The 22413-nt window shown below is 58.4% G+C and carries 24 protein-coding genes; 12 read left to right on the top strand and 12 right to left on the bottom strand.

The genetic code is table 11. The features are described 5' to 3' along the window. The 4 genes from ACVWZJ_RS12470 to folD form a co-directional block, all read left to right on the top strand. Nucleotides 1-579 (top strand): RNA-guided endonuclease TnpB family protein (locus tag ACVWZJ_RS12470; RefSeq protein ID WP_457396253.1); only part of this gene is annotated, 579 nt, incomplete at its 5' end. Nucleotides 580-613: 34 nt separating this feature from the next. After that, entirely contained in the window at nt 614-1843 is a 1230-nt protein-coding gene (xseA, locus tag ACVWZJ_RS12475) for an exodeoxyribonuclease VII large subunit (RefSeq protein WP_011431760.1), read from the top strand. Further along, complete coding sequence (gene xseB, locus ACVWZJ_RS12480) at nt 1824-2060, top strand: exodeoxyribonuclease VII small subunit (RefSeq protein ID WP_011431761.1); 237 nt, start codon at nt 1824-1826, stop codon at nt 2058-2060. The genes xseA and xseB overlap by 20 nt, the downstream gene beginning before the upstream one ends. 92 nt (nt 2061-2152) lie before the next feature. Further along, entirely contained in the window at nt 2153-3034 is an 882-nt protein-coding gene (gene folD, locus ACVWZJ_RS12485) for a bifunctional methylenetetrahydrofolate dehydrogenase/methenyltetrahydrofolate cyclohydrolase FolD (protein WP_011431762.1), read from the top strand. A 542-nt stretch (nt 3035-3576) separates the two neighbouring features. Here folD and ACVWZJ_RS12490 read toward each other — a convergent pair. The 4 genes from ACVWZJ_RS12490 to ACVWZJ_RS12505 form a co-directional block, all read right to left on the bottom strand. Next, nucleotides 3577-3981 (bottom strand): hypothetical protein, encoded by a 405-nt coding sequence (locus ACVWZJ_RS12490; RefSeq protein ID WP_457396255.1) that lies wholly within the window; start codon nt 3979-3981, stop codon nt 3577-3579. A 409-nt stretch (nt 3982-4390) separates the two neighbouring features. Next, a complete protein-coding gene (locus ACVWZJ_RS12495; protein WP_011431764.1) occupies nt 4391-5008 on the bottom strand; it encodes an Npun_F5749 family FMN-dependent PPOX-type flavoprotein in 618 nt (205 codons plus the stop codon). Between the two features lie 56 nt (nt 5009-5064). Then, on the bottom strand, nt 5065-6366 hold the full coding sequence (locus ACVWZJ_RS12500) for a GNAT family N-acetyltransferase (RefSeq protein WP_457396257.1): 1302 nt from the start codon (nt 6364-6366) through the stop codon (nt 5065-5067). A 200-nt stretch (nt 6367-6566) separates the two neighbouring features. Further along, the gene (locus ACVWZJ_RS12505) at nt 6567-7220 is read right to left on the bottom strand and encodes a DUF3386 domain-containing protein (protein ID WP_011431766.1); all 654 of its coding nucleotides are present in this window, start codon (nt 7218-7220) and stop codon (nt 6567-6569) included. A gap of 345 nt (nt 7221-7565) precedes the next feature. On the opposite strand from ACVWZJ_RS12505, the gene murA reads away from it, so the two are divergent. From murA to sixA, 3 genes are all read left to right on the top strand, one after another. Next, complete coding sequence (gene murA / locus ACVWZJ_RS12510; RefSeq protein WP_202943714.1) at nt 7566-8888, top strand: UDP-N-acetylglucosamine 1-carboxyvinyltransferase; 1323 nt, start codon at nt 7566-7568, stop codon at nt 8886-8888. 193 nt (nt 8889-9081) lie between these two features. After that, nucleotides 9082-11217, top strand: a complete 2136-nt coding sequence (locus ACVWZJ_RS12515) for a lytic transglycosylase domain-containing protein (protein ID WP_457396259.1) — start codon at nt 9082-9084, stop codon at nt 11215-11217. 137 nt (nt 11218-11354) lie between these two features. Continuing rightward, entirely contained in the window at nt 11355-11966 is a 612-nt protein-coding gene (gene sixA / locus ACVWZJ_RS12520; protein ID WP_457396261.1) for a phosphohistidine phosphatase SixA, read from the top strand. A 61-nt stretch (nt 11967-12027) separates the two neighbouring features. Here the strand turns inward: sixA and ACVWZJ_RS12525 are convergent, their stop codons facing one another. Next, the gene (locus tag ACVWZJ_RS12525; protein WP_414406596.1) at nt 12028-12321 is read right to left on the bottom strand and encodes a DUF3082 domain-containing protein; all 294 of its coding nucleotides are present in this window, start codon (nt 12319-12321) and stop codon (nt 12028-12030) included. 84 nt (nt 12322-12405) lie between these two features. Between ACVWZJ_RS12525 and ACVWZJ_RS12530 the strand changes: the two genes are divergently transcribed. Next, nucleotides 12406-13098, top strand: a complete 693-nt coding sequence (locus ACVWZJ_RS12530; RefSeq protein ID WP_414399689.1) for a J domain-containing protein — start codon at nt 12406-12408, stop codon at nt 13096-13098. Here the strand turns inward: ACVWZJ_RS12530 and ACVWZJ_RS12535 are convergent. The 3 genes from ACVWZJ_RS12535 to ACVWZJ_RS12545 form a co-directional block, all read right to left on the bottom strand. After that, nucleotides 13090-13959, bottom strand: coding sequence for an SDH family Clp fold serine proteinase (locus ACVWZJ_RS12535; RefSeq protein WP_414350282.1), 870 nt, complete (start codon nt 13957-13959; stop codon nt 13090-13092). The genes ACVWZJ_RS12530 and ACVWZJ_RS12535 overlap by 9 nt on opposite strands. 70 nt (nt 13960-14029) lie before the next feature. Continuing rightward, nucleotides 14030-14911, bottom strand: coding sequence for a hypothetical protein (locus ACVWZJ_RS12540; protein ID WP_457396266.1), 882 nt, complete (start codon nt 14909-14911; stop codon nt 14030-14032). Nucleotide 14912: 1 nt separating this feature from the next. Then, nucleotides 14913-15884 (bottom strand): fatty acid desaturase, encoded by a 972-nt coding sequence (locus ACVWZJ_RS12545; RefSeq protein ID WP_011431774.1) that lies wholly within the window; start codon nt 15882-15884, stop codon nt 14913-14915. 357 nt (nt 15885-16241) lie between these two features. On the opposite strand from ACVWZJ_RS12545, the gene psaK reads away from it, so the two are divergent. Continuing rightward, a complete protein-coding gene (gene psaK / locus ACVWZJ_RS12550; RefSeq protein ID WP_011431775.1) occupies nt 16242-16487 on the top strand; it encodes a photosystem I reaction center subunit PsaK in 246 nt (81 codons plus the stop codon). A 121-nt stretch (nt 16488-16608) separates the two neighbouring features. Continuing rightward, on the top strand, nt 16609-16746 hold the full coding sequence (locus ACVWZJ_RS12555; RefSeq protein WP_041436063.1) for a photosystem II reaction center protein K: 138 nt from the start codon (nt 16609-16611) through the stop codon (nt 16744-16746). Nucleotides 16747-17084: 338 nt separating this feature from the next. Here ACVWZJ_RS12555 and ACVWZJ_RS12560 read toward each other — a convergent pair whose 3' ends face one another. Further along, nucleotides 17085-17624: a DUF3611 family protein gene (locus ACVWZJ_RS12560; protein ID WP_414332564.1), complete on the bottom strand. Its 540-nt coding sequence runs from the start codon at nt 17622-17624 to the stop codon at nt 17085-17087. A 184-nt stretch (nt 17625-17808) separates the two neighbouring features. On the opposite strand from ACVWZJ_RS12560, the gene ACVWZJ_RS12565 reads away from it, so the two are divergent. Continuing rightward, nucleotides 17809-18963, top strand: a complete 1155-nt coding sequence (locus ACVWZJ_RS12565) for an RNA-guided endonuclease InsQ/TnpB family protein (protein ID WP_457396263.1) — start codon at nt 17809-17811, stop codon at nt 18961-18963. A 23-nt stretch (nt 18964-18986) separates the two neighbouring features. On the opposite strand, the gene ACVWZJ_RS12570 is transcribed toward ACVWZJ_RS12565, so the two are convergent. Then, entirely contained in the window at nt 18987-19331 is a 345-nt protein-coding gene (locus ACVWZJ_RS12570) for a DUF4168 domain-containing protein (protein WP_414331953.1), read from the bottom strand. 388 nt (nt 19332-19719) lie between these two features. Between ACVWZJ_RS12570 and bchI the strand changes: the two genes are divergently transcribed. Continuing rightward, entirely contained in the window at nt 19720-20778 is a 1059-nt protein-coding gene (gene bchI, locus ACVWZJ_RS12575) for a magnesium chelatase ATPase subunit I (RefSeq protein ID WP_011431779.1), read from the top strand. Between the two features lie 3 nt (nt 20779-20781). Here bchI and ACVWZJ_RS12580 read toward each other — a convergent pair whose 3' ends face one another. Together ACVWZJ_RS12580 and ACVWZJ_RS12585 are read right to left on the bottom strand one after the other, a co-directional pair. Continuing rightward, complete coding sequence (locus ACVWZJ_RS12580) at nt 20782-21480, bottom strand: cofactor assembly of complex C subunit B (protein ID WP_457396265.1); 699 nt, start codon at nt 21478-21480, stop codon at nt 20782-20784. 105 nt (nt 21481-21585) lie between these two features. Then, nucleotides 21586-22119 (bottom strand): thermonuclease family protein, encoded by a 534-nt coding sequence (locus ACVWZJ_RS12585; RefSeq protein WP_011431781.1) that lies wholly within the window; start codon nt 22117-22119, stop codon nt 21586-21588. Between the last annotated feature and the right edge of the window lie 294 nt (nt 22120-22413).

Consider the following 22413-nt stretch of genomic DNA (forward strand, 5'->3'; position numbering starts at 1 on the left):
CGGTTGAGGGCGGTACTCCAACGCAAAGCCAGTAAGGGCACACGCAGTTCGCGGCGCAGATGCCGTCAACTGCTGCAACGGCTGTCTGGCAAGGAAAGACGCTTTCAAACGTGGGTCAATCATCGCATCTCTAAAGCTATTGTCTCTAGGGCAAAGACCACAAACAGCGCTATTGCCCTGGAAGACCTGACAGGGATCCGGGAAAGGGTCAATCAACAGCCACGCAGCAAAGCTGAGCGCCGCAGAACCAATAACTGGGCGTTCTACCAGCTTAGGATGTTTGTGGTCTACAAGGCTGCCATCGCCGGAGTGTCTGTAGTACTGGTCCCGCCTGCCTACACGTCGCAGACCTGCCACCGGTGTTTGCACATCCATCCCGATCCTACGCAATCCTATCGCAGTGGGAAGCAGTTTAAGTGTGGGCACTGTGGATGGGAAGGGGATGCGGACTGGAATGGAGCCAACATGATTGCTAAACTTGGGGCTGCCGTAAACCGGCCTAGAGGTCCGTGGTTGGCTTGCCAACTGCAGGGCTACCGAAAGCCCGCCCTGTACTGCGAAGTAGTCAGGGTCGGGTAGTTTACAAGTGACTTTAGCCGCCCGCAGCAGTGGGATGGAGTTTTTGCTCACGGATGAAGCTCCCCTGCTCTCGGTGGGGGGAGTGTCCCGTTATTTGAAATCGCTGCTGGCCGGGGATCCCTACTTGGCCAGGCTGTGGGTGAGCGGGGAAGTATCCAGTTGCCAGCGCAACCGCAATGGCCACCTGTTCTTGACCCTGACCGATCCGGAAACCGGCGACGTTCTCAAGGGGGTGGTCTGGCAGAGCCAAACTTCCCGGCTCAGTTTCTGGCCGGAAGTGGGGCAACAGGTGCTTGCCCTTGGGCAACTTGGCATCTATAGCGGCGGCAGCCATTATCGCCTCGTCATCTGGCAATTGCTGCCTGCCGGGGAAGGGCTGTTGGCGTTGCGATTTCAACAGCTCAAGGCCCGCCTCAGTGCCGAGGGCTTGTTCGACAACCAACGACCTCTGCCTGTTCATCCCCAGTGCATTGCCGTCGTCAGTTCCCCCCACGCTGCCGGCTGGGGAGATATTCGGCGCACCCTCAACCAGCGCTACCCCGGGCTACGGGTGCTGTTCTCCCCAGCTCAAGTGCAAGGGGAGGCGGCCCCGGAATCAATTGTGCGGGCCATTCGCCGGGTGGAACAGGATGGGCGGGCGGAAGTGCTTCTTTTGGCGCGGGGCGGTGGAGCCAGCGAAGATTTGGCCTGTTTTAACGATGAGCGGGTGGTGCGAGCCATTGCCGAATGTCGGATCCCGGTGGTCACCGGGATTGGCCACCAGCGGGATGAAACCCTGGCTGACTACGCTGCCGACTACGCCGCCCATACCCCAACGGCAGCTGCCGAGCGGATCGTGCCGGATCTGGGGGAATTGCAGCGTCAGGGATCCCAGTTGCGCCAGAAGTTGATCGAACGCACTCGCCAAGCTTTGGAAAGGGCCCAGCAGCGTTTGCAGCAGGCCCAACACCACCTGGCTTACGTGCATCCAGAGCGGCTGTTGCAACAGGCTCAGGATCGCTTGACCCAACACCAACATCGCCTGCTCCAAGCCGTGCGCCATCGCTTCCAGCAACGCCAACAGCACCAACAGGCCCTGCAAGATCGCCTCCAAGCGCTCGATCCCGAAGCCATTCTGAAACGGGGCTATGCCTTGGTGCGAGATGAAGAGGGATCCCTGATCCGCACCCATCGCCTGCCTCCCCAAACCCGCCTGATGATACAACTGGCCTCGGGAAGCCTATGGGTACGAGTAGAGGAGAGCCATGAGCCGCCGCAAACGTGAGGAGCCGTGGCGCTATGAAGCAGCCATTGCCGAGGTGGAAACTTTGATTGCCCAGATTGAATCGGGGGAACTGGATCTGGCAGAAGTGGTGGAGCGCTTTCAACAGGCCGCCCAAACCCTGAAAACCTGCGCGGACTTTTTAGAGCAAAAGCGGCAGCAGGTGGAGATCATCATCGAGCAATTGGGCCAAGAGGAAGAAGACCTGCCCGAATCATAGGGATCCCACCTGATCATTCCCCCTGCACTGCTGTCGCCATTCTGCTTCACTATGGATGGTCGTTGGATGGTTGTCTTTATCCTTGCGCCCCCATGCCCGCAAAGATCCTCGATGGCAAAGCCTTAGCCGCCCGCTTGCAAGCGGAGATGGCCGCCCAAGTGCAAGCTTGGATACCCCAGGTGGGGCGGCCACCGGGATTGGCAGTGCTGCGGGTTGGAGAGGATCCCGCCAGTGCGGCTTACGTGCGTGGCAAAGAGCGGGCCTGTGAGCGGTTGGGCATTGCTTCTTTTGGCCGACATTTTTCCGCCCAAGACTCCCCTGCCCATTTGCTCGACACCATCGACCAACTCAATCAGGACGAGCGGGTGGATGGCATCCTCGTCCAACTGCCCCTGCCCCCCGGCTGGGATCCCATCCCCCCCCTTCTGGCCATCAATCCCGACAAAGATGTGGATGGACTCCATCCCCTCAACCTGGGCCGGCTGTTGCGCGGCGAGCCCGGCCTACGCAGTTGTACCCCCTTGGGCGTGATGCGCCTGTTGCAAGCAGAAGGGATCCCGATTGCAGGCCGAAAGGCAGTGGTGGTTGGTCGCAGCATCTTGGTGGGCAAGCCCTTGAGCTTGATGTTGTTGGCCGCCGATGCGACGGTCACCCTAGCCCACTCCCGCACCCCCGACTTGGCAGAAGTGACCCGCGCCGCCGACATTGTGGTGATGGCCGTGGGCCGCCCCCGCCTATTGAGGGCAGACATGGTGAAACCCGGCGCGGTGGTCATCGACGTTGGCATCAACCGCATCGAGACCCCCACCGGAGCCGAGCAATTGGTGGGAGATGTGGACTATGAAGCGGTCAAAGAGTTGGCCGCTGCCATCACGCCCGTACCGGGAGGCGTAGGGCCGATGACGGTAACGATGCTGCTGGCCAACACCCTACAGAGCTATAAACTGCGCAGCCACTTGTGTAGTCATTATTAAACAGGAATGAAACATTTCTGTTGCATTGTTCCCTAACTTCCCTCTCTCTCTGGGAGAAGAGCTGGGGTTGGTCGCGGCAGCGGCACAGAGCGCTTGGGGAGTGTCTCAATCTAGCTTGAAATGACTATGGTTTGGAGACTGTTCTCAAAATGTTCTGTTGCTTGGATCCTGATACATTTACGCTGAACACTGCTGAACATCACTGTTCAACTATGCAGCGATAGCATTCTGTTTGTTTCCAAACAGAATGGCGGTATCCCGCAAAGCTTTGAGTAGAATACCCAAAGCGCAGTTTCCGTGTCGTCTTACTACCAATTTTCTGCTTTGCTTTGGCTACCATGTTGGCAGACTCGAAAGTAAACAGAAAGATCAACTGGTAGTAATCCGTACTGAACATATTATACATTATTTTCAGTATAGTTGAGCTTATTATTGACTAGAGTCATGCTCCGCGCGCAGCTTGGACATTTGCAGCGGTCACCTCAAACTCCTCTGGGGCAACTTCTCCATTCCTCACTCTTCTGGGCCAAAGGGGGAGCACCCTAAGGCTGCAAGATCATCGACCAGGAGCCGCTCTCCCCATCCCAAAACGGGGCCAGAGACTCTCCCACCACATTGGGCCCCCAATAGCGGCGGGTTCCATCCAGGGCGAAAGCCACCACAATGTCTCCGGGGCCGATTTGCAGCGGTTCCTCTCCCAAGCTCAGCAGCAATCCCTCGCTCCCCCCCTCTCCAGGGGCAAAGTCCCAGTGGGCCGTTTCCGGATTGATCATCCGTTCGCCGCTGCGCATCAAGATCACCAGCCGAACCGGATGGGGCGTGCGATTGCCGACCCGAAAGGGTCCCGTACGGGCGGAGGTGGGGACAGCCTGGGGGGGCAAGGCAGGTTCTGAGTGCAGAACAGGGACAACATTCCCCTCAACAGAATCTTCCAAGGCTTCCAGCATCGGTTTCTCCAGAGTTTGTGCTCTCAATCCCTGCACAAGAACCCCTACCCCAACCAAAGCGACAGACAACACTAGGGATCCCTTGCCCCTCAAAGCTCTGTTCAGCAATGGGCCGCCGGCGAAAAAAGAGGCAACAGCCTGAGCGAATGAGCAGATCAAGACGCACATCGAGACCACTGCAAGCCAAAGTGATACGTGTCGAGTTAGACAAAAGGCATCAACTGCTGCCCTACCCCTGATAGACCAGCCATACGCGTACAGAGTTCCATCAGAGGATAACGCCCCCACCGTGCAGAACACGATCGTTCAGCTACGTTAACACGTCCATTCCTCTATTCCCTGTGCTTTGGAGGAACAAGGAATAAGGGATCCCCCACTCCAGACTAGGCTAAGCAAGTTTGGATCGCCTTCAGGGATTCACGGCCCGACGCTGCCACCCTTTGGAAGTGCGCTCGTACACCGTCCGCAATTGGGGATAGATCTGATCCCCCTTAAGCTGTAGGTGATCCACCTCCGTTGGCTCCAGCAGTAAAGCCACAAAGGTCTGCGGAGGCAGCAGATCTTTCTCTTTGGGCAACTCCTGGATAAAAGCCTCTGGCGGGGCGAGCGGCCCTTTGGGTTCCGGCCAAAACCAGAGGAGCCGTCCTTTTTCCGATATCTGTTGCCACAACTGCTGCCGCTGGCGCTGGGCTTGGGGATCCGGATGATCCGCGGCGATGGCCTCAAGGGTGCCAGCGATGCGGAATTGCTCGCGGGTTTTGCAGAAATACCAGCAGATCTGGGCTTGGGGGCAGTGGGCAATTTGTCGGATCTTCTCGCTGCGACTATCCACCGCCAATTGAATGCGGTCGGTATCGCCCAAAAACCCCCGGAAAACGACCGTGCGGTTGCGCGGATGCCCCTGGGGATCCACCGTGGCCAATTGCAAATACCGCACACTGGGATCGCTACGGTTACGGTGCAGTGCCGCCTGAATCAGCGCCCGCCAAGAGGGATCCGCAGTAGAATTGCCCTTCGGGTCTTTCATCCGTTTTTCGCAAGGTGCAAGCAAGCCGGGATTGGGGTTTTCTCTCCCTGACGCGATCAGCTAGGGGGTGGAGAAGCCTCAGATTGGGAGTCTCTGGAGAGCCCTGGTGAAGACTCCACACCGCTGATGCGACCAGAGCTGGGATCCGGCTCGGTTGGGCTGATGGGATGAAAGTGGTGCTCTACCCAGCCCTCCGGCGGCCCCTCAAACCGCTCCGGCACTGGCTGCTTCACCTGTAATCCCCGCAGCATCGCGTTGAGATAAGCACTATCCCAGGTAAAGAGGCGGCTTTCGCGGATTTTGTGCCACACCGAACGCGACATCAGCAACGTCCGCTCTACATCCTGGGCTCCCAGCTTCAGCAAGAACTCCTCCCGTTCCGGCTGGTAATCGGTGGAGGCCAAGGCCAGAGATTGCGGCGGATGAGCCTGAGTAAGCTGGGCCATCTTGGCCATGAGTTCGGGGTAAAGCCAAGTGTAGGCAGGGTGAACCGTAAGCTTGGCCACATGAGGTTGCTGCCCGGTGCGATCCAACTTCAAGTTGAAGTAGCCGATGGCGGTTTTGCGTTCGGGCTCGTAAACACACACTTCCACCCGCTCCGTCTGGCTAATGGCGCATTTGGCCTGCTCCAAAAGCCAATCCAGTGGGCTAGTGCGAAAATCGTTCACCTCACGGTCGTACACCTGGCGCACAGTGGCCGGCATGGATCCCGTATCCAGTTGGTAGATGGCATAGGCATCCCGGTTGGTCACCGGCACCAGGTTGGGCAATTTGGGCTCGTGCTGGCTGAGAGCTGCCAGAATATCGGCTGGAATCGACCAGTAGGTGATCTGAGCCAAGGGTTGGAAGCCGTTGCGCCGGTAGAGCGCCATTGCCCCTTTGTTGTGGATGTTCACCTCCAGGATCCAGGTGCGAGCTTCCCGAAAGTGCTCCATGCAGTGCTTGAGCAGCCGGGATCCCACCCCCTGTCGCTGGGCAGAGGGCGCCACTGCGATATGATCGACCCGCCAGGTGCTGCGGGAATGGTTGAAGGGAGAAACCTGAATCACTCCCTGAATCTTGCCCTCCAGCTCCGCCACATGCACTGTAAACATGTGCTGAAAGCGATTGGGAAACAGGGTCAGGGTTTTCAGGGGCCCATACCACTGGCGCAACCGCCGCACTTGGCGACGAATATCCACCGAGCGGCTGCTGTACTCTTCATCAAAGGCTTGCGCCAAAATCTCTTCCACAGCCTCCAGATCCCCCAGTTGGGCGGGGCGAATGATCAGGTCAGGGGCACCAATGGGGGCTTCGGCATCCGGGTCAGGTTTTGCTGTGGTGTTGTCCATGCCAATCGCAGGCGGGAGAATATTCAAAGCATAGCTCAGGCTCTCTTGCTTTTTCTAACCGGGAGGATCGTTCTGCAACAAAGCTTGAAAGCCTACAGACTGGCTTTCCCGTTATCGAGAAAGGCTTGGCCGCCAAGAAGGGCGTGAACTCAGCCTCCCGGTAGCTGCCCAACAGTGACGAACGGGAGAGCTGGCCCCCTACCCTGCTGGGGTCAATGCCGGGTCGCTCACGCCCCAGTGTCCAGCAAGGTCAAGTTGCTGAAGGTGAAGCGCTTCTCCACAGGGCCGGTTTCCGTCTCCGTCTGGATACGCCGCTCCGAGAGGATGTAATACTTGCCCACTTTTGTATACAGATCCTCGAATTGGCTGCGCCCGCCTTTTTGCTCGCCCGTTTGGGGATCGTGATAGACGGAATCGTAGCGGTGGGAAAGATAGCCTTCGCCGGTATCGTGGCTGCTGAAGGTGTGGATGGTAACCACCACTCCGTGGATATGCCGATGCACCATGGTAACCTGGTTATCGCGCACGTGGTAGCGATCCCCTTCGGCTTTGCCCCCCACCAGGATCTCTACTGTGCCATCGGGCAGGGTTTGGCCGTAACGGAAGGTGTTGTTCCCATGGGTCTCGTCGAAGCTGCGGCGCACCCGGTGAATGGCAATCTCCCAGAGTTGGTTGTGAATGGCTTTTCGAGCTTCCTCATCTTCTACGCCCGTAACGGTGGCCTTTAGGTCTGCCCCCACTCGCACCTGCCCAACGAATGTGCGCTCCCCATCCCAATAGGTGACCTCGGCGCTGTAGCCCGGGAAAGCGGGATCCCAGGTGTAGCGGTTTTCATAGGCGGCCCGAAACAACTCTTGGGCAGAGACTTGAGTGGCGATCATCGGCTGTCTCCTTCCTGTTTTCCTTGCAAGCACTTCCCCTGAGCATCCATCATACCGCCCCCTGCTGTTGGGCTGCCCCCCAGTTGCCTTCGCTGAGAGCCTGCATCTGGTGAACTGGCCTAGCCGCTCCCCTGTCCGCTGCTGCAGGATAGAAGCACAGCCATGGGAACTTCTTCCTCACACCCAATTTGGCTTGCGAGTTTAGCCGCTGCTGTGATCCCCAGAGTATTCTCTGAGAAGGGTTCGCCTATTTTTTGTGGGTGAGGAGGGAGATTGAAAGGTTTTGACAATCGCGTCAGCGGGGCGGATCCCCTAGAGCCTGGCCTGACGCCGCCCCAGACCGGCATGGCAACCGCGCCAGAGATGATGGGGCCAGTGCTGAAAATCATTGGCAAGCAGACCCTGAGTGGCCACATCCCTATTGGCGGGGCAAAAAACTCTGCCTTGGCGCTGATGGCCGGGGCCATCTTGGCTCCTGAGGCCTGTCGAATTCACAACGTGCCGCGTCTGCTGGACATTGAACGCATGGGGCAGATCCTGGCCACGCTGGGAGTTAAGGTTTCCCATGTTGGCAATACCCTGGACCTGGATGCCAGCTCCCTCAAAACCTCTCAAGCCCCTTATGAATTGGTCAGCCAGTTGCGGGCCAGCTTTTTCATCATAGGGCCTCTGTTGGCGCGGCTGGGGGTGGCCAGAGTTCCCCTGCCCGGTGGCTGTGCGATCGGGTCTCGTCCTGTGGATCTGCATGTGCGGGGTCTACAAGCCTTGGGGGCAACGGTCCAAATCGAGCATGGGGTGGTTCATGCCTATGCCCGTAAACTGTTGGGAACCCGTATTTACCTGGACTATCCCAGCGTCGGTGCCACCGAGACCTTGATGATGGCCGCTACGCTGGCGGATGGAGAAACGGTGATCGAGAACGCCGCCCAAGAGCCGGAGGTGGCGGATCTAGCCCGTTTTTGTCAAGCCATGGGGGCCCGCATTCGCGGTGTCGGCACCAATACGGTTGTGGTGGTAGGGGTGCCCCGCTTGCATGGAACAGAGTACACGGTCATTCCCGACCGCATCGAGGCCAGCACCTATCTCATTGCCGGGGCCATTACCCGCTCTCACCTCACGGTTGGCCCTGTTATTCCCGATCATCTGCGGGCGGTGATCGCCAAGTTGCAAGCCATGGGTCTGCGGGTGGAAGAAGAGGGCCCAAACCGGTTGCGCATTGCCCCAGCTCAACTGAGCTCAGGCTGGCTCTGTCAGGCAACCGATATTCAAACGCTGCCCTATCCCGGTTTCCCCACCGATGTGCAGGCGCCGATCATGGCTTTGGCCGCCTTGAGCGAGGGCAGTTGCACCATTGAGGAGACAGTGTTTGAAAACCGCATGCACCACATTCCCGAGCTGAATCGCATGGGAGCCGATATTCGCCTGAAGAACCGAGTGGCCCTGATCCGAGGGGTGCCGTCCCTTTCCGGCGCTCCGGTGGTGGCTACCGACCTGCGGGCGGGTGCGGCCCTGGTGTTGGCCGGTCTGGCGGCTGAAGGCTGCTCCACGATCCACGGATTGCACTACATCGACCGGGGCTACGAAGCCATTGATGAAAAGCTGCGCAGTGTCGGGGCCAAGGTGTACCGCAGCGAAAGCCCGACAGGGATCCCGCAATTGGGGAAATGAGCTGTTTCACTGCTGTCTGAAATTTGAAGATTTGAGGAAAGAACTGCTCCTCTCCCTGCTTATCGTCTGGCCCCAATGCTCGGTGACCGCTTGCCAGGTGAGCTTTCCAGCCGTTTCGCAAGTATCGAGTTGTCTGGTGACTCAACGCAGTCAGGTTGAGTATCGTAGGTCAGAGGTGGTGGGGAGGTAAAGCATGGGGATTCTGACAAGCAGCCAACGACGCTGGACAAGATGGGCTGCCGGTGTGCTGGCAGCAGGAGCGGCTCTGGGTGGAGCTGTCTGGGGCTTCTACACCTCATCCTGGGCAGAAACCGTAGAAGTGGCCTCTGCACCAGAAGACAGGGATCCGACGCAACTGCCCCAAACTTCCACAACGGCCTTTCTGCGGGCCTACGCAGCGCTGCAAGCCGGCCAAGCGCAATCTGCCTTGAAGGATTTGCAAGGGCTGGAAGAGAGCCTGCCGGTTTTGAGGGAAGAGATTTGGAAGCTCAGGGCCCAAGCCTATGAACAGTTGCAGGATAAGGAAACAGCCCAAGGGATCTGGTGGCCCCAGATTTTGCAGGAATATCCCCACAGTCCTGTGGCCGCCTACGCCCTCTGGGGGATGGGCCAGGTGGATCGGCTGCGGCAGCAATTTCCCACCCACCCGCTGACTGGACGTGCCCTCAAGCATTTGCTGGAGCTGGATCCCGACCGCTATGACCTGCTGCGGGATTTGGCCCAACATCACCCGCAAACCCCTGGGCTAACGCCGTTGCTGGATCGCTGGCGGCAGGCTCAAGAGGGATCCCTCACGGCTTCCGACTGGCAGATCCTCGCCGATGCCTACTGGGAGCAACGGGAGTACGGCAAAGCTGCCCGGGCCTATGGGCGTGCCCCCGCCACCTCTCAGAACCTCTACCGCTGGGGCCGCAGCCACCAGATCTCGCGGGAGTTTCCCCAGGCCAAAGCGGCTTACCAAGCGCTGCTGGCACAGTTTCCCGATGGGCCAGAGGCTTCTCTCACCCGCCGCCGTTTGGCGGAACTGAGCGACCTGCCGACGGCGATCGACTTGCTTCGACAGGTGGGATCCGGCTCAGATAAAGAAGCTCCAGAGGCGTTGCTTAGCCTCAGCCAGCTTTACGATCGCAACGCCAGCCCCCAATCGGCCCAGGCTACTCGGCAAGCCCTTTGGGATCGCTTTCCAGCCAGCGAAGCTGCAGCCAATGCCGCCTGGACAGTGGCCTGGAGCCAAGCACAAGCAGGCAATCTCAGCCAAGCCATCGCCCTGGCCCAACAGATCGGATCTGCTCAGCGGGATACAGAAATGGGGGCACAACTGCTCTACTGGGCGGGCAAATGGCGGGAACAGCAGGGGGATGTGGCTGCAGCTCGGCAGACCTATCGGCAGGTACTGCGGCAGTTTCCCCACACCTACTACGGCTGGCGGTCGGCAGTGCAACTGGGCTGGCCGGTGGGGGATTTCTACAGCGGGCGCAAAAGGGTTGAGGTGGATTTTCAGCCGGTGCGCCAACCGTTGCCAGGGGTCTCTGCAGTTACGCAAACCCTGCATTTGATGGGAGCCAGCCAACTGGCCTGGGAACGCTGGCAGGGCGAAACTCCCGTGCAGCGGGATCCCCGCCAGATGAGCGTTGCCGAGCGCTTTGTTACGGGCATTTTGCGCAACAGCGCCGGAGAGCACCTGCGGGGCATTAACCAGGTGGCTGCTTTGCGCTTTAGCGAAGAGCCGGATCCCTTGCTGGAGACGTTGAGGCAGCGCCAAGATTTCTGGCAGGCCATCTATCCGCTGCACTACTATGCCGGCCCAGACAATTCCTGGAGCGGGGATCCCTACGCCCAACCCGGCTTGGCCCACTGGTCACGGCAATTTAACCTCAATCCCTTGATGGTGGCGGCTTTGATCCGGCAGGAATCCCGCTTTGAGCCAGAGATCGTCTCGGCCTCGGGGGCTTTGGGCTTGATGCAGGTGATGCCCGCTACTGGCCGCTGGATTGCCCAGCAGATCGGCCTGGCCCAGTACAGCCTCACCAACCCCGCCGACAATCTCTACCTGGGATCCTGGTACTTCGACTACACCCACCGCACCTATCAAGACAACACCTTGCTGGCCCTGGCCAGCTACAACGGTGGCCCCGGCAACGTGGCCAGATGGCTGAACCGCTTTGGCTTCGAGGATCCGGATGTGTTTGTGGAGCAGATCCCCTTCCCCGAAACCCGGGGCTATGTGAAGTCCGTGTTTGGCAACTACTGGAACTACTGGCAGCTCTACACCCAGGAGGGGCGCACTCTGGTCAGCCAGCGACTGCATAACCCCTCGTCTTCTTCATGACTTCCGGTTTTGTCGCGGGAGTGCTGCCGTAGAGGGAGTGGGCTTTTTTCCCACAGTATTCTGGGAGAGTTACAGTTATTCCAAGATTTGGCAGTCAAGATTTGACAGTGCCGTTCGCGCCGGCAGGACGGAGTTCTATGGTCTCTGGGTCTGAACAACAGGAGAGCGTTCGCGTTAGCAGCGCGGAGCACTATCGCGTTAGCGGTGCGGAGCACTATCAGGGGGCGGCAGAAAAGCAGACTGCCCGACAGGAATTGGCCGTGGATTTTATTCGCCATGGCATAGCCGAGGAACCCCGGCCAGAAGTCGAGGATGCCTTTCGGGCCCTTACAGACGAAGGTCGCAAGCGCTGCCGCAAGATTGCCCGCCAGCTCAAGAACATGGGCTGGAGGTGGGATCTCCTGCTCACCAGTCCCTTGGTGAGGGCTCGGCAGACGGCTGAGATCTTTTTGGACGAGAACCTGGCCGAAGCTGTGGAGGTGTTTGAGCCGCTGGCTCCGGGGGGCAGTTTTGCTGACCTGGTGCGCTGGCAAGCAGAGCGGGAACCTCTGGCGTCTTTGGCTCTGGTCGGTCACCAGCCGGATCTGAGCCTGTGGGTACAAGCGGCTGTTGGTCTAAACCCGGCCAACGCCCACGCGATCACCCTCAAAAAAGCGGGCCTAGCCCAAGTGCGCTTTGCCGAAGGCCGGATTGACTACCGCCAGGGATCCCTGACTTTGTTGCTCTCCCCCAAGGTGGTGCTGCGCTGAGAAGAAGCTGGCTCATCATGATAAACGCCCAACGAGTCGGCCAGAGGTTGTGCCCCTAGGTTCAGCGCTGAGAGGAGGTCAGCCGCTCTCCCAGCAATTGCACACAATAGGCCGCCAGCCCCAACCCCACCATGGCAAACATGAAGGCAATCAGGGAAACGGAACCGACCAGCAGGTAGCGCACCAGAATGCTGATTCCGCGGGCCAACGATCCAATCTCCACCTCAATTGGCGGCAACTTGGCCAACATCGAGAGCAGCAGTTGAAAGAACCCGTAGCCCAAACTGACGGCGATGGCGGCCCCCAAGAGGGCACTGAAAGGGTTGGGGGATCCCTGGGGCGAGGCGGAAGACATGGGGCAGCACCGGAAAACTCACCTTTATTCTAGGCTGCAGGTACAATGTGGAAGTTTCTTTTCTTTCCGGCAAGCCTAGGGGTTATGGAGAGCGGATCGGGAGTGGGATCCCACTACGAAGTTTTGGGCGTTTCCGTGGCGGCGACGGCGGAGGAGATCAAGTCTGCCTACCGTCGTTTGGTCAAGTATCACCATCCCGATAGCCTGCTGGCCAAAAAAGATCGGGCCACCGCTGAGCGCATCCGCCAGATCAACGCTGCCTACGCGGTGCTCAAAGATCCGCAATCTCGCCGCGACTACGACCGGCAATTGCACTCCAGCCGCACCTCACCCTGCCCTCAGCCGACGGGATCCCCCCGTGAAACCGTCAGCCACGAAGCCATCGCCCGCGCAGCCTGGATCCAACAGGTCTACACCCCCCTAAACCGAGTTTTGGGGCCCCTGCTGTCTTCCCTAGAGCCTCAGTTGCATGCTTTGGCGGCGGATCCCTTTGATCCCGACCTGTTGGAGTCCTTCGCCACCTATTTGGAAGAGTGTAGCCAGAAACTGGCCCAAGCTCAGCAGATCTTTCGGCGCCTTCCCAATCCCAGCAGCTTGGGGGGAGTGGCCTCTCGCCTCTACTACGCCCTCAACCACTTAGAAGATGCCCTAGAGGAGCTGCAGTATTTCCCGCTGAACTGCGACGATCGCCACCTGCACACCGGACAAGAGCTGTTTCGCCGGGCAAGAGGGCTGCGCCTGGAAGCCATGGAAGCTTACGCCAAGAGTTCACCCTAGGCCAGAGCGGGATCCCCCCCTGGGCAGAGAGGGGCGAGGATCATAGGGGATAGGGATGTACTGCACGGAAGGGCGGCCCATGGTGGCCTGTGGGTACAAGTCCATCAGGGCATAGATTTGGGGTGGCAACTCAGTAGAAATGGGCAGGCCCAACCTTTGGGCTTCTTCGGCAGTGATCGGGTAGTCGTGGGTAACTTGTCCACTGGTTAGGTACTGGATGAGGGGCTCGATGCGTTCGGGGGCAATTTTGCGCTTGGGCACATCGTCCTTCAGGAGATCCCGCACGAAGTTCTGTACCTGTTGCATCGCTTTGCGGGCCAGATCTGCCAGGATCAAGGTTTGGTCATCGATTTCGGCAATGGGTTTATCCGCCACCACCTGCAGAATACTGGCGGCAGCATACCCCCCCAACTGTGGATCCACCGGCCCCAGGACTGCATTGGCATCCATGACGATTTCGTCGGCGGCCAGGGCCAGCATCGTCCCCCCCGACATGGCGTAGTGGGGCACAAACACTGTCACTTTGGCCGGATGGCGGATCAAGGCGCGGGCAATTTGCTCCGTAGCCAGCACCAGGCCACCGGGGGTATGCAAAATCAAATCAATCGGGGTATTGGGTGGAGTGAGGCGAATCGCCCGCAATACCTGCTCGGAGTCCTCGATGCTGATGTAGCGGGAAACCGGGATCCCCAAAAAACTGATCGACTCCTGGCGGTGAATGAGCAGAATCACCCGGCTGCCCCGCTTTTGCTCCAACTCCCGAATGGCCATCAAGCGCCGGAACTCTTGGGCACGACGGTTCAGCAGAGGTTGCAAAGAGCTGAAGATCAGGAAAATCCAGAACAGGCTGCCCCAGTCCACTTTCGCACCTCAAGTGGGATCCCTTTGCTTCCAGGATAGGGGATAGCAAACCTTTGGTGATCTCTGGGCCTCACGAGTTGGGTTCAGACGCCGCAAAAAGGCGATCCAAAGCCTGCAGCAAATCCGGTACGGAAGCTTGGTCAATCCAAGATCGAATATAAGCCTGTTGCTCCGCCAAGTTTTCAATGCGGCCCAACTTTTGCATGGCCAAGTAGCGGGTTTCTGCCTCGGCGCGATTGGTTTGCAAGTCCAGCCGCTGCTCCGGGGTCAGCGGATACTCCGTTTGGGCCAGCAGGTAATCCGCCACCATCATGAACAGCAGAGGCCCCGCCAATTCCACCTGGGGCTCGGCTTCTGGCTCAGAATCGGCAGCAGCGAGATCTTGGAGATCTTGAAGGAGATCCTGCCCCAGTTGCAGCAGCTTTTCTGCCGAAGCAGCCCGCAGCACCGTCTCGGCAGTGGCCCGGAGCGGCTCTGGGGAAACCCTGTGGTGGATGGCCAATTCCGCCAGGGCCTGTTCCCATTGATCCCGTTGGGCTTGCACCACAGCCCGCTCTTCTGGGGAAAAGTCCAACCGCTCCAGCAACACCTGCAGAGCCACAGCCCCCACCAACAGGGGGGGGAAGCGCAGCACTGTAGAGGCGGATCCCGCCTGCTCCAAAAAGGCTTCCAAATCCGGGCCAGATCCCCTGTCCAGCAAGTCCTGCAAGTAGGCCAGCACCTCTTGGGGCGAGGTCAACCTGAGGATCCCTCGCACCTGTGCCCGCAAGTCTGCCGGGATCCCAAGGAGCTGCACCTGGACTTCGGCCCGCGCCTGCGCTTCTGCAATCAACTCCGGCAAATCTGCCGTTGCCCGACCGGCCTGCAACAAAACCTGGCTAGAGTCCTGCAACAGGCTGGCCGCTTCCACAAACAGCAGCACCTGCGGGACTTGCAGCGTTGGCCAAACCATGCTAGCCAAGCTGTGGATCCGCAGGGGATCCCTCCGATTCTGGATTGGCTGGCGCAGCGGGGTGAGCTGAAGTGGGCTTGTGCCAGTGCAGACCGATCAGAGCATCGTACAAAAAGCCCCAAAACTCTCCCTTCTCCCAGATCCCCAGCGTTTGCTGGCAGTTGCGCGCGTCCAGCTCAGGTTTGGCTGCCCAGTAGGCTGCTTGGTATTTGTACCAGGGAACAGAAGGCCAGAGATGGTGGATCAGGTGATAGTTTTGCCCCAACAGCAGAATGTTGGTCAGCCATCCGGGATAGACGCGGGCATTGTACCACCGCTCTTGGGATTGAAAAGGGCGATGGGGCAGGTAGTCAAAAAACAAGCCCAGCAAGAACCCCATGATAAAGGCAGGGGGTAGCCAATAGTTCATGATGTAGTCGGTGTAGCCGAAGTAGCTGGCCAGACCAAAGGTCAGGATAACCACCAGCCGACTCAAGCCCCACTCCAGCAGATCCCAGCGACCTTTCCGCCAGAGCTGCCGCTTAAAGAAAAACACCTCATGGTAGAAAAACCGCGGCGCGATCAGCCACAGCGGCCCTCCCGTTGAGACATAGTGATCGGGATCGTCTTCAGGATGGTTGACGTGGGCGTGGTGCTGCATGTGTACCCGCTTAAAGACGGGATAGACAAAACCCTGCAACAGGGCAGAGCCGTGTCCGAGTGCCTCGTTCAGAAAGCGGTTGCGGTGGGCCGAGCCATGGGAAGCATCGTGAATCACCGTGCCCAGAACATAGAGGGCCACAAAATTGAGCCAGAACACCATCCATTTGGGCCAGTGCCAAAAGGCGTACCCGCCAAAGCAAGAGGCCGAAAGCACCACCGCAGCCAAAAACATCAGCAAGGTGGGATTCCAAAATTCCGAGGGTGGCCCCAACAGCTCACGAGGCAATGCGAAAGGTTTTTGGGCTGGTTCAGCAGTAGCAGCAACAGTCATCGGCAGCCATCCTTAGGTGCGCACAGTGCAGACAGAGAGGATGGGTCGAGGCAGCGCGTCCCAGTCATCACACCGAAAAGAGATCGAAGAGATAAGTTTGTTAACTTTCGTTAGTATACGGCAGAGACCTGCCCAGCTTCTCAGCCCAAGCCTTATTTTCCTCACAACCCCAGCCATGGGGGCACCTTCCTCTCCTGGCCAAGGATTCCTGAAGGATCCCGGCAACGGCAAACTGCCCCTGAAGCCAGAGAAAAGCCGTAGTGTGAGGTTTTGTTGCAATTCATGTGCAGATTGCGAGGGGATCCCAGCAGGAGCGGTAATCTAAGGGTCGGTTAACCTGAGCTGAGGATGGAAACCATGATGCCTGTTGTTGCGCTGTTGGCTCTGACCGCTCAAACCAGCCCCTGGTCCCCCCTGAACGCCGTGATCATTCTGCTCTGCACAGGGCTGGCTTACTTGAGCTTCAAATCCTCCTCTGGAGTGGCCTCAGAGACTGGGCCGGTACTGGGAATGACCTGGCCAGAAGTCATCGGGGTTGCCAGCTTTGGCCATTTGTTGGGAGTGGGGGTCGTTTTGGGCCTCTCTAACATTGGCGTTCTCTAGGTCGCCACTTCCTTTACATTTCTTGAACTTAGTCCGGATCCCTGCTGGATGATGTTAAGCTCTATTTTAATTCTGAAAGAAGCAGTTTCTTCAGCCGCATTTTCCCCTGAGGTTTGTTGCTATGTCAGCGATGGTGTTCCTGGCCAGTTTGCCGGAAGGCTATGAATTGTTTGACCCGCTGATCGACATTTTGCCGATCATCCCTGTTCTGTTTTTCCTGCTGGCTTTTGTCTGGCAAGCGGCAGTGGGCTTTAAGTAAAGCCATTGCTTTTACTGAGGTCGCAAAGGTCTCAAAGGCCTGGGTGGTCTGGAGAAAACTCAAGCAAACCTAAAGGGCTTCCCCCAGCTTATCTCCCAAGTTGGGGGCTCTTTGCTTTGCCCATTTATGGTCATTTCGATTCAAACTAGGACACTGCACCCACGCCTAAAACGTTAAATGCACCGTGCCAGAAGGCCTTTCAAGGACTCCGTCCCGCTAGCGCGAACAGTAGCTCAGGTGTCTTGCCCTGAACTGGAACGACTGTAAACGACTATAAAAACAACAAGCCGTCTCGCCACTGTCCACATGACTCCCAAAGGTGGGCCAGGGATCCGGCGCTATGGTTCGCGGTCGAGGACACCGGTAATCCAGAGAACCCCTGCCAAGCAGACAAAGTGGGCAAACGTCACGTTGATGTTGGCGGCCAGCAGCAGCACTCCTGTCACCTGGTTGGCCTGGGTGCGGGAAAACATGCGCGCCAACAGCTCGCCCACTTGGGCTTCCATACCAATCAAAGCAAGGAAGGCTCCAATGAGGCTGACATAGGTGACCAACTGCAACTGCTTGGGCAGATCCAATTGGCTTAGGGCATCAGCAGAAGCTGAGCGGCGCTCCGCGTGGAGCAAGTAGCGCCAGTTGAAAAATAGACCGGCTGCCAGGGTGAGCAATGTAAACAAGGTGAACCAGAAGGCGATGACAGCCCCCAGCGAGTCATCTCGATAGACGGTATTTTGGCCGATTAAAAAGCCAAACCACAGCAGCAGCGCCGTCGCCCCCAAGATCGCCTGGAACCAAAACCCGAAGCGACGAGTCATGCGCAAACGAGACTTCATCCGCTCGATAGCCGCCCGTACTGACGGCGACATGGGCTCGTTCATCTTTTTCCCCCGCTCGCCTGGATGAACACCAACGTTCGCTTCCAGCCTATCTTCATTCTCCGGCCCCAGTCACCAAATTTTCGGGCTGGAGGCCCGCACCATAGCCGCAGGCTTGGTGTCGGGAGGAAAGCCCTCCTTCATATAGGTTTGCTGGTCAAAAGTCTGGATAAACTACAATAATCCCATGAGCCAGACTATCTCTGTACGTTGCAAGCTGATAGTCCCACAAGAGTTGCGTCAAGAAATTGACCGCACTTTGCAGGGCTTTGCGAACGCTTGCAACCAGATTCTCGATACCGCCAAACAAAAGAACTGCTGGAACACCGCCAAGCTGCACCACTTGGTCTATCGGCCGGTAAGGGCAGCAACGGGGCTGAAAGCCAACCACGTCTGTCAGGCACTCCGTCGGGTGATTAGCAATGCCAAGGCGGTGAAGCAAGTCCACAAGTTCCGCCCCACCAGTCTGACTTTGGACGCTCGTACTTTTAAGTACCGAGAGTCCGACCAAGCCGTGGGCGTGACCCTGATAAGCGGACGGGTTTGGCTCAAGCTCAAGATTGGCGGTTATCAAATCGCTTTGCTGCGGGGGCAAGCGCCCACCAGCGCAACCCTGTCCAAGACCAAGCAAGGGGACTACTACATCAACATTGCTGTTGAGCTGGATACTCCCCCAACTGGCAAAACTCCAAAGGTAATCGGAGTTGACTTGGGCAGGCGGGATATCGCCACCGCTAGCAACGGACGCTCTTGGAGTGGAGAGCACATCCAGGCCGTCCGTGACCGGTTCAGCCGTGTACGCGCCAAGGTTCAATCCAAACGCACTCGCAGCTCTAGGAGGCTGCTGAGAAGGCTCTCTGGGAGAGAACGGCGCTACCAGACATGGCTGAACCATAACATCAGCAAAACCTTGGTCAGGGATGCCCAGGCTATTGGTGCGGCACTGGCTTTTGAAGACTTGACAGGCATCAGAGATTGCCTGAATCAGAAGTCTCGAAGTAAGGCTGAGCGGCGCAGGACTAACAACTGGGCGTTCTGCCAGCTCAGGATGTTTGTAGCCTACAAGGCTGCCATCGCTGGAGTGCCTGTGGTGCTGGTGCCGCCTGCCTACACCAGTCAGACCTGCCACAAGTGCCTGCACATCCACCCTGAGCGGGGTAAGTCCTACCGCAATGGTAAGTCGTTCAAGTGTGGGCATTGTGGGTGGGAAGGGGATGCTGACCATAACGCTGCTCAGGTGATCTCTCTCCTTGGGGCGACTGTAAACTCGCCTGAAATTCCGAAACTTAGCTGTCCTCTGGGGCCGCTAGGGATTGGGATAAAGCCCGCACCCTGCGCATAGCGCGGGTGTCGGGTAGTTTACTTTTATCGGACTGGCGGTTGGGGATCCTCGCTTTGCAGGCGGAGAATTTCGGCCTCAATGCGCTGTTGCAAAGCTTTGCCCTCTTCGGAGCGGATCAAGAGTGTAATGCGGTTGTAGTCGGGCACAGTCATACCGTGGCGAGTGATGATCTCGGTCGCGGTGCGGATGAATTCTCGCCGGATTTGATCTTTGCTGGCTGGGTCGTTTGTGGCTTGGGAGCGCTTTTGGGCCTCTTGCCGGTGGGGCTCCATCTCCAAGACGATACGGGCGTACATTGTTACCTGCTCATCGCTCAACACCACAGAGGTGGTGGGGGTTTGAGCCACGGCCAGAGAGACAGTGAGCACAGGGATCCAAGTGCAAACCCAGATCAAACCCACCAGCCCTTTTTGGACCACGCTTTGGATTGGAAATGCCGTCCACCATCTCCGACTTGCTTTGCCTGACACCGCTGATGTCTCCCCACCCGCCAACTGTTGCTCAGGTTGCCTAGGGTTTTTGTGAGCTTTCGGCCCCACGCCGGTTCAACACTCTGATGAACCCCGCGGGCTTCGATCCTATCTGCTCCTCTCTGTGAAAGCCCAGGGCGTCGTCCACGCTGACAACTGAGCTTGCTTTTCCATTTGACCGAAAACTGGTCTTTAGGTTCCAGTTCCAGTCCCTTTCCAGCCTATCTGACCCCCAGAAGGGAGTGGCCTCTGGGATAATGGGGATGAATTGTTGGTTATTGCCCCTATGCATTTGGAACGTCGCCCGGTTTTCCCGTTTACGGCCATCGTCGGCCAAGAGGAGATGAAATTGGCCTTGCTCCTCAACGTGATCGACCCGCGCATTGGCGGGGTGCTGATCATGGGGGATCGCGGCACGGGCAAATCCACCACCATCCGCGCTTTGGCCGACCTGCTGCCCCAGATCGAGGTGGTGAAAGGGGATCCCTTCAACAGCCACCCGCGGCAGCGGGACTTGATGAGCGATCAAGTGTGGGAGCGCCTGCAGGCGGGAGAAACGCTGGAAAGCACTTGGATCCAGGTGCCGATGGTGGATCTGCCCTTGGGGGCAACGGAAGACCGGGTGTGTGGCACTCTCGACATTGAGCGGGCCTTGGCTCAGGGGGTGAAGGCTTTTGAGCCAGGGCTACTAGCCAAGGCCAATCGAGGCATCCTTTACGTGGATGAAGTCAATTTGCTGGATGACCACTTAGTGGATGTGTTGCTGGACGCGGCGGCCTCAGGCTGGAACACCGTGGAACGGGAGGGCATTTCCATTCGTCATCCGGCTCGGTTTGTGCTGGTGGGATCCGGCAACCCGGAAGAGGGGGAATTGCGGCCTCAACTGCTGGATCGCTTTGGCATGTTTGTCCAGATCGAAACGGTGCGAGATGCTGCCCTGCGGGTGCGGATCGTGGAGGAGCGCAGCCAGTTCGACGCCGATCCCCAGGCTTTTTTGGCCAAGTATGCCGATTCCCAGCAGCGCCTGCGGGAGCGCATCGAAAAAGCCCAACATCTTTTGCCCAACGTGGCAGTGGATCCCGACTTGCGCTTGAAGATCTCCGGAGTATGTGCGGCTTTGGAGGTGGATGGGCTGCGCGGAGACATTGTCACCAACCGGGCTGCCAAGGCCCTGGCAGCTCTAGAGGGGCGCAGTGAGGTCACCGTCGCCGATATCCGTCGGGTGATCAGCCTGTGTTTGCGTCACCGCCTGCGCAAGGATCCCTTGGAAACCATCGACTCGGGCTACAAGGTGGAAAAAGCCTTCAGCGAAGTGTTCCAGGTGAGCCTAGAGAGCGCCGCCTAGCCCTCACCCCCCAGCCCCTCTCCCAGGGGGAGAGGGGAGTAGGGTGGCTGCTAGCTTGTCGGCAATGGCGGCAATCCAGGTTTGCTCCTGCCGGCTGAAGCTGCGTGGGGTATCGCTCCCCAAAATCAAGCACCCTCGCTGGCCGATGGGCTGGCACAGCACGGCCTGGGATCCGGGGGGCAACAGGCCATCGAACTCGGCGCGGGCCGGGAACAGCTTGAGATCCACCAAATACACGGGCCGCCCCGTCTGCAAGACCCGCTGTAAAACGCTCTTGGGCTGAATGGAGGGCATCTGGCCGGGGTTGGCCAGGATCCCCCGTTGTAGGAGGGTTCGCCCACCCACCCAGATCACCACGGTGCGGGCGGCGGTGGTGCTGAGCAGGGTATGGGAGGCCCAAGCCAGCTCCAGTTTCTCGCTTTCGGAAAGATCGGGATGCCAATCACAGCCGGGGATCCCCTGCAGGGGGGCCGTTTGGGGTGGAAGAGGCTGGACCTGCTGCCACAGCAGGCCGGTCAGGATCAAAACGGCGCTGAGGAGGATCCCCAAGGCATCTGAACGGGACTGGCTGGTAAGCAATTCCGGCGTAAAGGCCAGTCGATTAATAACCAAAAGGACGCTGCCCAAAAGGCCGGTCACCAGAGGCAGCCGCCTCACCCAGCGATTGGGATCCCTGGGGGCTGGAGTGGGTTCAACCGTCAAGGCAGGCTAGGCATAACCTAGAGGAAGTAACGGGAGAGAAGGGAGAAGCTCTTTCCTCTCTGCTCCCTTGAAGATTAAAGAACTGAAGTTCAGTATAAAGCCAACTCAGAGACGGCTCCAAATGCCAAGGCGCTCCTGCTGGGCTTTTTCTTGTAGGCCACCGTAGTAGCTGTCGTACTTGATGTTGTGGCTGTAGGGGATGATGCGGGCCAGGCCATTGCGCACCAACATGGCGTTCATCTGATGGCCTTCTAACCAGACATAGGCCTCCACCAAGCCCGTAGCATCTACGTTGCGCAGCAACTTATCCCCTTCCAGCTTGACGGTGCGGTAGAGGATGCGCTCCCGCATCAGTTCAATGGCTTGCTGGTAATAGGGGTTTTCTTCCGGGCTGAGACCCTCGATCCCGGCCAACCGGATCAGGCGCATCTTCTGTTCCCCTTCGATTTGCACCACTAGGGTGTCGCCGTTGACCACCCGCACCACAACCGCATCTGGGTAGCGATCGAAGCGGTGGTTGTCGAAGTAGAACGGGGTATCGGGAACGACCCGGGGCTCTCCAAACCCGTGGCTGGGAAGGACGGGTATGGCCAGAAGCAATCCCAATGCAGCAGAGCCGAGAGCAATACGCTGGAACATGACCTTAATTCCCCACTTTGGACGCAGCCCCCTCTTCTTTTCCCGCCGGGGAGTTTCCGGTGGCAACGCTCAAAGTGTAATGGTAGCGGCAACTCTCCAGAAAACAATCCCACCGCAGATTTGAATTGGCCAGCAGTAGATCCGCCGTTGGTTGGGTTGCCCAAGGCTCCCAGGCGACTGAGCCATTCCTGCTCGCTTTTCTTCAGCTAGAAATCGCAGGAGCCCCGCACTGTACCCGTAGGGTCAGTGCCGGGAGGAATGCGCTTTGATGAAGTACAATGAACTTATGAGCCA

Source organism: Thermostichus sp. OS-CIW-29, from assembly GCF_054058195.1.

Bases quoted from the DNA above. Each gene is read 5' to 3' on its own strand.
- ACVWZJ_RS12490 (WP_457396255.1), bottom strand. From the start codon at position 3,981: ATGCTGGAAGCCTTGGAAGATTCTGTTGAGGGGAATGTTGTCCCTGTT.
- xseA (WP_011431760.1), top strand. From the start codon at position 614: ATGGAGTTTTTGCTCACGGATGAAGCTCCCCTGCTCTCGGTGGGGGGA.
- ACVWZJ_RS12525 (WP_414406596.1), bottom strand. From the start codon at position 12,321: ATGTCTTCCGCCTCGCCCCAGGGATCCCCCAACCCTTTCAGTGCCCTC.
- ACVWZJ_RS12495 (WP_011431764.1), bottom strand. From the start codon at position 5,008: ATGAAAGACCCGAAGGGCAATTCTACTGCGGATCCCTCTTGGCGGGCG.
- murA (WP_202943714.1), top strand. From the start codon at position 7,566: ATGGCAACCGCGCCAGAGATGATGGGGCCAGTGCTGAAAATCATTGGC.
- ACVWZJ_RS12560 (WP_414332564.1), bottom strand. From the start codon at position 17,624: ATGAACGAGCCCATGTCGCCGTCAGTACGGGCGGCTATCGAGCGGATG.
- ACVWZJ_RS12505 (WP_011431766.1), bottom strand. From the start codon at position 7,220: ATGATCGCCACTCAAGTCTCTGCCCAAGAGTTGTTTCGGGCCGCCTAT.
- ACVWZJ_RS12555 (WP_041436063.1), top strand. From the start codon at position 16,609: ATGTCAGCGATGGTGTTCCTGGCCAGTTTGCCGGAAGGCTATGAATTG.
- ACVWZJ_RS12515 (WP_457396259.1), top strand. From the start codon at position 9,082: ATGGGGATTCTGACAAGCAGCCAACGACGCTGGACAAGATGGGCTGCC.
- sixA (WP_457396261.1), top strand. From the start codon at position 11,355: ATGGTCTCTGGGTCTGAACAACAGGAGAGCGTTCGCGTTAGCAGCGCG.
- folD (WP_011431762.1), top strand. From the start codon at position 2,153: ATGCCCGCAAAGATCCTCGATGGCAAAGCCTTAGCCGCCCGCTTGCAA.
- ACVWZJ_RS12540 (WP_457396266.1), bottom strand. From the start codon at position 14,911: ATGGTTTGGCCAACGCTGCAAGTCCCGCAGGTGCTGCTGTTTGTGGAA.
- ACVWZJ_RS12585 (WP_011431781.1), bottom strand. From the start codon at position 22,119: ATGTTCCAGCGTATTGCTCTCGGCTCTGCTGCATTGGGATTGCTTCTG.
- ACVWZJ_RS12565 (WP_457396263.1), top strand. From the start codon at position 17,809: ATGAGCCAGACTATCTCTGTACGTTGCAAGCTGATAGTCCCACAAGAG.
- bchI (WP_011431779.1), top strand. From the start codon at position 19,720: ATGCATTTGGAACGTCGCCCGGTTTTCCCGTTTACGGCCATCGTCGGC.
- ACVWZJ_RS12545 (WP_011431774.1), bottom strand. From the start codon at position 15,884: ATGACTGTTGCTGCTACTGCTGAACCAGCCCAAAAACCTTTCGCATTG.
- psaK (WP_011431775.1), top strand. From the start codon at position 16,242: ATGATGCCTGTTGTTGCGCTGTTGGCTCTGACCGCTCAAACCAGCCCC.
- ACVWZJ_RS12530 (WP_414399689.1), top strand. From the start codon at position 12,406: ATGGAGAGCGGATCGGGAGTGGGATCCCACTACGAAGTTTTGGGCGTT.
- xseB (WP_011431761.1), top strand. From the start codon at position 1,824: ATGAGCCGCCGCAAACGTGAGGAGCCGTGGCGCTATGAAGCAGCCATT.